The sequence below is a fragment of the Cryobacterium sp. 10I1 genome, assembly GCF_035019805.1.
In the GTDB taxonomy this organism is placed as follows: Bacteria; Actinomycetota; Actinomycetes; order Actinomycetales; family Microbacteriaceae; genus Cryobacterium; species Cryobacterium glucosi.
This window is the reverse complement of the sequence record NZ_JASJVF010000125.1, coordinates 1-9751: the sequence shown is the minus strand read 5'-3', so window position 1 is coordinate 9751 and position 9751 is coordinate 1. Positions and strand designations below refer to the sequence as shown.

Here is a 9751-nt window from a genome sequence, read left to right as displayed (position 1 = left end):
CGGGTCGATGTGGGTCAGGCTGCCGAACTTGTAGGCGTCATCCTGGAACGTGTTCGAGTTGACCGTGCCGAGCGCGACGCCGAGGTCTTCGGCGTACTTTCCGAGCGCCGCATAGTCGTCGACCTTGTCCCACGGAATGTGGATCGCGACGCTCGGGGAAAGCGCGGTGAACTTGTTGACCGTTGCGGCATCGGCGATCTTCTCCTGGGGGGTGCGCGGCGTGCCGGGGGTCGAGAAGACCTTGAAGCGGGTGCCCGAGTTGCCGAACGCCCACGACGGGAGCTCGATGGCCTGGCTTTCCAGGAGGCGAAGGGTTTCTGCGGATACCGTCATGGGGTCACTTCTCTGTGGGTATGTCTGTGGATACTGCTGAGGTTGAGCGCGGCGGCGGCCCGCTCGGGGCCGCCGCACATCGGGTGCCGAATGCCGCTTAGGGCAGGCGCGCACCCTCGGGGATGACGATCTTCTCGAGCTCGAGGATGTTCGGGGTGCCGAGCTGCAGGGCCCCGTAGAGCACCTGCGCGTTGGCCTCGACCGCGACGGCGACCTTGAATGCGCCGGCGACGTCTTCGCCGACCGAGATCATGCCGTGGTTGCCCCAGACGACGGCGTTCGTGTCGTCGCCCATGAGCGCGGCGCTGAGCTCGCCGAAGTCCTTGTTGGTGGAGAACTCGAACGGCATGATGCGCACGGCGCCCTTGGCGTAGAGCACCATGTTCAGCAGCACGGGGTCGATGGTCTTGCCGACGGCGCCGAACATGTTCGCGTACGGCGACTCGGTGTGCACGATCGCGTTGATGTCGGGGCGGCGGCGGTAATGGGCGAGGTGGACATCCGTCTCGGTCGACGGGAACAGGTCCCCCTCGATGACGACGCCGTCATAGCCGACGACGACCATCTCGTCGACCGTCAGCACGTCGTAGCGGATGCCGGAGGGCGTAATGACGATCGCGTCATGCTCGGGCAGGCGAATCGAGATGTTGCCCTGGGTGTTGAAGTTGAGTCCGGTACGCACCGACTCCTTGCACCAGTACAGGATTTCTTCGCGGAGTTCGCGACTGGCAAAGCTCATGGGATGTCCTCGTCTTCGTGGTAATTGAATCGTTTCAACTATCTCGACTATAACTCCGGAAACCGCAGCGCGTCAACTCCCCGGTTCTCCCGGATCGTCGCCCCCGGTCACGGCGCACCCGAAATGGTTAGGCAGGCACACGATTGTGACGTAGTCTGCTGGGACACCTCATTGAATCGTTTCATTCAATGAACGGTGCGGCGCCACCGGCGCCACCGCATCGCGTCCTCGAAGCCGAGGCCACGAGCCTCTGCATCAATGACGAGAGCAAAGGAGGACCATTCGTGGTCCGAATTGGAAACAAAAGCACAACCGGAATGAAAGCCACCATCTCGGTGGCGATGTCCAATTACATCGAAGCGGGATCGATCATCGCGATCGCAACCAGCCTGTCGCTCTGGCAGAAGGAGTTCGGGATCGACGACTTCGCGGTCGGATTGCTCGCGGCCCTGAGCGCGAACGCGTTCGGTGCGGCGGCGGGTGCGCTCATCGGCGGCCCGTTGTGCGACAAGTACGGTCGCAAGTTCATTTATACCTACGACCTCATCGTCTATATGATCGGCGTCGCCCTCGCCGTGTTCGCGATGAGCTACGGGATGCTGCTGCTCGCCTTCATCATCACCGGTATCGCCGTCGGGGCCGGCGTTCCGGCCTCGTGGACCTACCTCTCCGAGCAGGCGCCGGCCGGGCAGCGCGCCAAGCACGTCGGTGCCGCCCAGCTCGCCTGGTCCTGCGGCCCGCTGATCGGCTTCCTCCTCGCCGTCGCGGTCGAGCCCCTCGGCCTCCTCGGCAGCCGGCTCATCTTCGCCGAGCTCTTCGTCGTGGCCTTCATCACCTGGTACATGCGGCAGGGACTGCCGGAGACGGCCATCTGGAAGGAATCCAACGCGAAGGCGACATCCACCAACGTCTTCCACGGCGTCAAGGCGCTCTTCAGCAAGAAGGCAAACATCACCGCGATCTTCTTCCTGATCGGCGTGTACTCGTTCTGGAATATAGTCGCAGGACAGGCCGGAATCTTCATGCCGCGGGTCTACGCCGCCGCGGGAGTCGAGAGCGCCACGGAGCAGTACCTGCTGCAGGCGCTCGTCTGGGGCCTCACGGTGGCCACGACCTACTTCGGCTTCATGCGCCTCGCCGACAGGTTCAACCGCCGCATCCTCTACATCGTCGGTTCGCTTCTGGGCATCGCTGCCTGGGCCGTGCTCGTCTTCGCCGAACCGACCATGCCGGCGCTGCTCTCCTTCGCCGTGCTCTGGGGCGTCGCGGCCGGCATCGGCGCCCAGGCCTTCTACGGCCTCTGGGCCAGCGAGCTCTTCGCGACCGAGTACCGGGCGAGCGCGCAGGGCATCCTGTTCTTCGTCGCCCGGATCATGGTCGGCCTGCTCAGCATGGTCTTCCCGATCCTGCTGACCTCGATCGGGCTGTCCTGGCTCGGCCTCATCCTGATCGGCTTCCTCGCCGTCTCGCTCGTGGTCGGAGCCGTCTGGGCGCCGCACACCCAGGGTAAGAGCCTCCAGCAGATCGAAGCCGAACGCTACCCGGAAGACGTCGTCGCCGAGGAGTCAGTCGTCGAAGCATCCGTCGTCGGGGAACCGGTCGCGATGAACATGCACTTCTAGCCGGATCCAGCGCCCCGGTCTTCGCCGCCGCGCAAACCGGCGCGGTTTCCGTCGTCACGGGGCGCGGGCAGCGGAAACCGGCGCGGACGCGGGGCGCGCGGGCGGGCGCGAAGCGGGTGCGGGCAGGCGGATGTCACGCCTAGCCGGCGGTCGACTCGCGGACGATGAGCTCGGGCTGGAACTGGATCTGCTCGTGCTCGAAGTCCTCGCCGCCCTCCGCCTCGCGCATCAGCAGGTCGACGGCCGTGTACCCGATCAGGGCGCTCGGCTGGCGGATCGACGAAAGCGGTACAACGGCAGCGGACGCGAAGGCGATGTCGTCGTATCCGATCAGGGCGATGTCGCGGGGGACGCGTACGTCGCCGAGCATATTCAGTGCCTGGAGCACGCCCATCGCGAGCAGGTCGTTGGCCGCGAAGACGGCGTCCGGGCGTTCGCCCGCCGGCCGGGCGAGGAGCTGTTCACCGACGGACCGCCCCTGCAACACCGAGAGCGAGTCCGTGTCGATCGTCTCGAGGACGACCCCCGGGTGCTCGGCGACGGCCTTGCGGGCGCCCTCGAGCCGATCGACGACCTGGCGGATGCTGTGGGGCCCGCCGACGAAGGCGATCCGGGTCCGTCCGATGGCGGCGAGGTGGCTCACGGCGAGGTATCCGCCGGCCACGTCATCGACGGCGACGGACGAGAAGCTCCGGTCGGCGATCTCGCGGTCCACGAGCACGGTCGGTGTGCCGCGGGCGCGGAGCCGCGAGAGGCGGTCGCCGACGTCCCCGAGGGGTGAGATGAGCACGCCGTGCACCCTCTGTTCCTCGAAGAGGTCGAGATAGGCGCTCTGGCGCCCCGGGTTCTCGTCGCTGTTGCCCAGGAGCACCGTGAGGCCGTCCTCGGCTGCGCGGTCTTCGGCGCCGCGCGCGACATCCGTGAAAAAGGGGTTGGCGACGTCGAGGACGACGAGGCCGATGCTCCGGCTGCGACCGGCACGCAATTGGCGGGCTGCGTCGTTGCGCACGAAACCGAGCTGGCTGATCGCCGCCTGGACGCGTTCGACGGTGCTCGGGGAAACCTTGTCCGGGCGATTGAGCACATTCGACACCGTGCCGACGGACACGCCGGCAGTCGCGGCCACCTCACGCACGCTTACGGACATCGGGTCTTCTCCAGATCGGGCCGCACGGGGCCACGATGAATCGTGTCAGATCGGGGCGCGGATATCCAGCCACCGGCATCCGCGCGGTGTTTTTCGCGGCGGGTCGGGGTTTGTTCCGCCCGCTGCCACCATGCTCCGAGAATAGCTCGTCGTTACGCAGTTGTTACTTGACAGCTGCGGTGGCATCGAAATAGATTTCCCTGTGTTCGCAGAATTAAAACGATTCAACGCCCGCTCGCGCGTTTCCCCAGCGTTCCTCAATGTGGAGGTCAGGACCTATCAATGTCGATCAGCCCCAGTAATTCCGGCCCGCCGGCCCTCGAACTGCGTGGAGTGGCCAAGGCCTTCGGATCGGTCGTCGCGCTGACGTCCGCCGACCTCACCGTGCACATGAACTCCATCCACGCCCTCGTGGGCGAGAACGGCGCGGGCAAGTCGACCCTCGTCAAGATCGTCGCCGGACTCTACCAGCGCGACGCGGGGGACTTCCTGCTCCGCGGCGAAAGCGTCGACTTCCGCTCGACGGCAGAGGCCAAGGCGGCCGGCATCGCGGTCATCTACCAGGAGCCCACCCTCTTCCCCGACCTCTCGGTCACGGAGAACATCTTCATGGGTCGCCAGCCGACCCAGCGCTTCGGCCGGATCGACCGCAAGGCCATGCGCGCTGAGGCCGAGGAACTGTTCACCCGCCTCGCGGTGCGCATCGACCCCGACCGCCCGGCCGAGGGGCTGTCGATCGCCGACCAGCAGATCATCGAGATCGCCAAGGCCATTTCGGTGGACGCCCGGGTGCTGATCATGGACGAACCCACCGCAGCCCTCAGCGGCGTCGAGGTCGACCGGCTCTTCGCCGTCGCCCGCAGCCTGCGTGACGAGGGCCGCGCCCTGGTCTTCATTTCGCACCGCTTCGACGAAGTCTTCGCCCTCTGCGACACCATCACGGTCATGCGCGACGGGCAATACATCTCGACCGATGCGATCCAGTCCACGAGCGTCGACGAGATCGTGCGCAGGATGGTCGGCCGCGAGGTAACCGACCTGTTCCCGAAGGAGGTCGCCCCTGTCGGCGACGTGCTGCTCGAAGTCGAGGGGCTGACCTCCGCCGGTGTCTTCCACGATGTGTCCTTCACGGTGCGGTCCGGCGAGATCGTCGGGCTCTCGGGCCTCGTCGGCGCCGGTCGCAGCGAGATCGTCCGTGCCGTTTTCGGCGTCGACCGCTACGACTCCGGAGCCGTGCGGATGCACGGGAAGTCCGTTCCGAAGCTCAACCCGACCGCGGCCATGGCTGCCGGAATGGCCCTCGTGCCCGAGGACCGCCGGAAGCAGGGCCTCGTGCTCGAGTCATCCGTCGCCCGCAACCTGACACTCTCGACCCGTACCCGGCTCAGTCGCTTCGGGTTCATCGACTCGAGCCTCGAGAACCGGGCCGCCAAGGACTGGGCCGGCCGCCTCGAGGTCAAGACGAACGCCCTCGACACCGAGGTCGGCACGCTCTCCGGCGGAAACCAGCAGAAGGTCGTGCTCGGTAAGTGGCTGTCGACGAACCCCGAGGTGCTCATCATCGACGAACCCACCCGCGGGATCGACGTCGGAACCAAGGCCGAGGTGCATCGCCTGCTCTCGCAGCTCGCGGGTGAGGGCCTCGGGATCGTGATGATCTCCTCGGAACTGCCGGAAATCCTGGGTATGGCCGACCGCGTGCTCGTCGTCCGCGAAGGCCGCATCACCGCGGAGATCTCCCGGGCGGATGCCACGGCCGAGTCCATCATGTTCGCTGCCACCCACTCAACGGAGTCCATCCAGTGACCACGACAACCAGCACCCAGACGCCCACCGGAGCGGGCGGCGGAGCGTTCCAGCGCGGTCTGCGCACCTTCCTGCGTTCCCGCGAGACCGGCATCCTCGCCGCCCTCGTGATCGTTGTGCTCATCACCACGATCAAGAACCCGAGTTTCCTCTTCAGCCAGGACGGATTCCGGGACCTGCTCCTCACCCCGTCGATCCTCGTGCTCGTGGCCGTCGGCCAGGCGATCGTGATCATCACCCGATCGGTCGACCTCTCGGTCGGCTCTGTCGTCGGACTGACGGCCTACCTGACCGGGCGCCTTTTCATCGACGTGCCCGGCATCCCGATCATCGTCGTCTTCGCCGCAGGCATGGCACTCGGTGCTGCGCTCGGCCTGCTCAACGGCGCGCTCGTCGCGTTCGGCAAGGTGCCGGCCCTCGTGATCACGCTCGGAACCCTGTATGCCTACCGGGGCATCAACGTGCTCTGGGCCGGCAGCAACCGGGTGAACGCGTCCGACCTGCCCAAGGACTTCCTCGCCCTCGGCACGAGTGCGCTGCTCTTCGTGCCGTACCTCACGATCATCGCGCTGATCGTGGTGCTCGTCGCAGGCTGGTACCTGCGCAACCAGCGAGGCGGTCGGGAGCTCTACGCGATCGGTTCGGATCCCGATGCCGCGCAGCTTTACGGACTCGGCGTCACCCGTCGCATCCTCGTCGCCTTCCTGCTCTGCGGCGCCCTCGCCGGGCTCGCCGGCGTGCTCTTCGCTGCCCGTTACGGAACGACCAACTCGCAGACGGGCACCGGGCTCGAGCTGCAGGCCGTCGGCGCTGCCGTGATCGGCGGCGTCGCGATCTTCGGCGGCAGCGGCACCGTCTACGGCGCGGCCATCGGTGCGGTCCTGCTGCTCACCATCAACCGTGCCCTGCCCATCCTGGGCATCCCCGACTTCTGGCAGCAGGCGGTCGTGGGCACCCTCATCATCGGCGCTATCGTGCTCGACCGGGTCCTCTCGCTCCGACTCTCCCGCCAACTCATTTCAGAACGGGAGGTCTCCGCATGACCATCTCCGCCCCGTCCGACAGCCGGACCGGCACGCGCGTCTACGCCGAGTACGGTCGACCCTTCTGGATGCGCCTGCTCCTCACCCGCGAGATGGCGGTCATCGTCGCCCTCATCCTCGTGATCGTGATCGCTTCGCTCGAGGTGCGACGCTTCGGCACCACCACGACGCTCGGCTTCCTGCTCCTCGACGTCGCGCCGATCCTGATGATCGCCCTGCCGATGACCCTCGTGATCATGATGGGCGAGATCGACCTCTCCGTCGCAAGCACGCTCGGCCTGAGCAGTGTCCTGCTCGGTATCCTGACCCAGGCCGGCTGGCCGGTCCCGGTCGCCATCGTCGCCTGCCTGGTGATGGGCCTCGTCGCGGGCCTGATCAATGGGCTCCTGGTCACCGTGGTCGGCCTGCCCTCGCTCGCGGTCACCATCGGCACGCTCGCCCTCTATCGCGGCATCGCCGTCGGCCTGCTCGGGACGACCGCCGTCACGAGCTTCCCGGCGTTCTGGACCGGCCTCGCCCAGTCGAAGTTCGGCAGCACCGGCATCCCCGTCGCCATGGTGCTGGTCGTCGCGTTGATCGTGGTCTTCGTCGCTCTCCTGCACTTCACCCCCTTCGGCCGCGGAATCGTGGCGATCGGCTTCAGCACGGAGACCGCGCACTTCTCCGGAGTGCACGTCAACCGGACCAAGGTCGTCGCCTTCATGCTCACGGGGCTGATCGCCGCGCTCGCCGGAATCTACTGGACCTTCCGCTACGGCAGCGCTCGCGGTGACAATGCGATGGGACTCGAGCTGTCGGTCATCGCCGCGGTCCTCCTGGGTGGAGTGTCCATTTTCGGCGGCAAGGGCGCCATCCACGGCGTCATCGCCGGCGTGCTCCTGATCGGCGTGCTGCAGAGCGCGCTCCGCCTCGCCAATGTCAGCTCGGACGTCATCAACATCATCACCGGCGCCCTGCTGATCCTGTCCGTGCTCTCCCCCCGATTTCTGTCGTGGTTCCGCAGCCTGCGTTTCCGTCGTGCCACGCCAGAGAAACAGAAGCAGTAACCGCTCCGTTCCCTCGCCCGACCACCAACATCCGCTTCACCCCACCTGAAAGGCACAACGATGTCTCCTTCCACCACCACCCGGCGCCACGGCGCCCGCGCTGTCGCGCTCGTCGCCGGCGTCGCAGCCATCGCCCTCCTCGCCACCGGATGCTCCAGTTCGGCCTCGACCGACACCTCCACCGGTGCAGCTGCGTCCGGCTCCGGCGACAAGAACTACGCGATCACGTTCCTGCCGAAGAACCTCGGCAATGCATACTTCGACACCTCCGACAAGGGCGGATCCAAGGCGATCACCGAATTCGGCGGAACCTACGCCGAGGTCGGCCCGGCGACCGCCGCGGCCGATGCCCAGGTCAGCTTCATCAACACGCTCACCCAGCAGGGAGTCGGCGCGATCATCATCTCCGCCGACGACCCCACGGCGATCGGCAGCGCCCTCAACGAGGCCCGAGCGGCCGGCACCAAGGTCGTCACCTTCGACTCGGACACCGACCCGCAGTACCGCGACCTGTACATCAACCAGGCCACGGCCGACGGCATCGCCAAGATCGAGGTCGACCTGATCACCAAGCAGATCGGCGACACCGGCGAGGTCGCCATCCTCTCCGCCTCGGCCAACGCGACCAACCAGAACGCCTGGATCGAGACGATGAAGAAGGAACTCGCCGCGAACCACCCGAACGTCACGCTCGTCGACACCGTCTACGGCAACGACGATGACCAGACCTCCTTCGACAAGACGGCGGCCCTGCTCCAGTCGCACCCGAACCTGAAGGGCATCATCTCGCCCACAACGGTCGGCATCGCAGCGGCGGCCCGCTACCTGCAGACCTCGCAGTACAAGGGCAAGGTCGCGCTCACCGGTCTCGGCACGCCGAACCAGATGCGTGACTACGTCAACGACGGCACGGTCACGGCATTCGCGCTCTGGAACCCGGCCGACCTCGGCTACCTCGCCGCCTACGGCGCCAAGGCCCTGATCGACGGCACCATCACCGGCAAGGAAGGCGACAAGTTCACCGCAGGCGCCCTCGGCGAATTCACCGTCGGCAAGGATGCCACCGTGCTCCTCGGCGAGCCGTTCACATTCACCAAGGAGAACATCGCGGACTTCAACTTCTAGGTCGTTCCACGCGCACAACCCCGTATCACCCGCAGTATCGCAGTGCCCGCGCGAGTCGGCTGCGGGGCGGATGCCGGTTGCATCCGTCCCGCGGCCTTGCGGGAATGCGCTCCGCACGGCAAACTTGAATCGATTCATTTTCGGAATCCGAACCAGCAAGGAACCTCAATGTCGAGCAGCGATACCCAGCACCGCGTGTGCTTCCAGCTCCAGGTCAAGCCGGAGCTGATCCCCGAATACCGTCGTCGCCACGCCGCAGTCTGGCCCGACATGCTGCTGGCCCTCAAGAGCACGGGCTGGAACAACTACTCCATCTTCCTGCGCGACGACGGGCTGCTGATCGGCTACTTCGAGACCGCGAGCCTCGCCGCCGCCCAGGCGGGCATGGCCGCAACCGAGGTCAACGCCCGCTGGCAGGCCGAGATGGGCGACTTCTTCGTCGCCCTCGACGGTGCCCCAGACACCGGTTTCCTCCAACTGACCGAGATCTTCAATCTGGAAGACCAACTCGACTCCCTCGCCGCCGCATCCGCTGCCCCGACCGAAAGAAGCACAACGTGAGCATCAGCCCCGACACCCTGGCCCAGCTCGAGGGGCAGGTCATCGAACTGCCGTCCTGGGCGTTCGGCAACTCCGGCACCCGGTTCAAGGTGTTCGGCACGCCCGGCACCCCGCGCACCATCCAGGAGAAGATCTCCGACGCCGCGCAGGTGCACCAGGTCACCGGCCTTTCGCCGAAGGTGGCCCTGCACATCCCGTGGGACAAGGTCGACGACTACACCGGTCTGCGCGAGTTCGCCGCGGAGAAGGGCCTCGCGCTCGGCACGGTCAACTCGAACACGTTCCAGGATGACGCCTACAAGTTCGGCAGCCTGACCCACATCGACCCG

Annotated in this window: 8 protein-coding genes and 2 pseudogenes; 7 read left to right on the top strand and 3 right to left on the bottom strand. The window is 66.4% G+C overall.

Features of this window, described 5'->3' with window-relative positions; translation table 11 throughout:
* Both QN345_RS11645 and QN345_RS11640 read right to left on the bottom strand, forming a co-directional pair.
* Positions 1-333 (bottom strand): annotated as a pseudogene (locus tag QN345_RS11645) (rhamnose isomerase); the annotation flags it as partial.
* Between the two features lie 97 nt (positions 334-430).
* Complete coding sequence (locus tag QN345_RS11640; protein WP_134446406.1) at positions 431-1072, bottom strand: class II aldolase/adducin family protein; 642 nt, start codon at positions 1070-1072, stop codon at positions 431-433.
* A 317-nt stretch (positions 1073-1389) separates the two neighbouring features.
* Between QN345_RS11640 and QN345_RS11635 the strand changes: the two genes are divergently transcribed.
* The gene (locus QN345_RS11635; protein ID WP_198413467.1) at positions 1390-2694 is read left to right on the top strand and encodes an MFS transporter; all 1305 of its coding nucleotides are present in this window, start codon (positions 1390-1392) and stop codon (positions 2692-2694) included.
* 139 nt (positions 2695-2833) lie between these two features.
* Here the strand turns inward: QN345_RS11635 and QN345_RS11630 are convergent, their stop codons facing one another.
* Positions 2834-3841 (bottom strand): LacI family DNA-binding transcriptional regulator, encoded by a 1008-nt coding sequence (locus QN345_RS11630; RefSeq protein ID WP_322188945.1) that lies wholly within the window; start codon positions 3839-3841, stop codon positions 2834-2836.
* A gap of 282 nt (positions 3842-4123) precedes the next feature.
* On the opposite strand from QN345_RS11630, the gene QN345_RS11625 reads away from it, so the two are divergent.
* The 6 genes and pseudogenes from QN345_RS11625 to QN345_RS11600 form a co-directional block, all read left to right on the top strand.
* Entirely contained in the window at positions 4124-5647 is a 1524-nt protein-coding gene (locus QN345_RS11625; RefSeq protein WP_134446403.1) for a sugar ABC transporter ATP-binding protein, read from the top strand.
* On the top strand, positions 5644-6690 hold the full coding sequence (locus tag QN345_RS11620; RefSeq protein WP_370294981.1) for an ABC transporter permease: 1047 nt from the start codon (positions 5644-5646) through the stop codon (positions 6688-6690). The genes QN345_RS11625 and QN345_RS11620 overlap by 4 nt, the downstream gene beginning before the upstream one ends.
* Complete coding sequence (locus QN345_RS11615; RefSeq protein WP_322188943.1) at positions 6687-7736, top strand: ABC transporter permease; 1050 nt, start codon at positions 6687-6689, stop codon at positions 7734-7736. Before QN345_RS11620 ends, QN345_RS11615 begins: the two co-directional genes overlap by 4 nt.
* Before the next feature lie 60 nt (positions 7737-7796).
* Positions 7797-8861, top strand: coding sequence for a rhamnose ABC transporter substrate-binding protein (gene rhaS, locus QN345_RS11610; RefSeq protein WP_134446401.1), 1065 nt, complete (start codon positions 7797-7799; stop codon positions 8859-8861).
* Between the two features lie 168 nt (positions 8862-9029).
* Entirely contained in the window at positions 9030-9422 is a 393-nt protein-coding gene (locus tag QN345_RS11605) for an L-rhamnose mutarotase (protein ID WP_134559349.1), read from the top strand.
* Positions 9419-9751: pseudogene (locus tag QN345_RS11600) on the top strand (rhamnose isomerase); the annotation flags it as partial. The gene QN345_RS11605 and the pseudogene QN345_RS11600, both read left to right, overlap by 4 nt.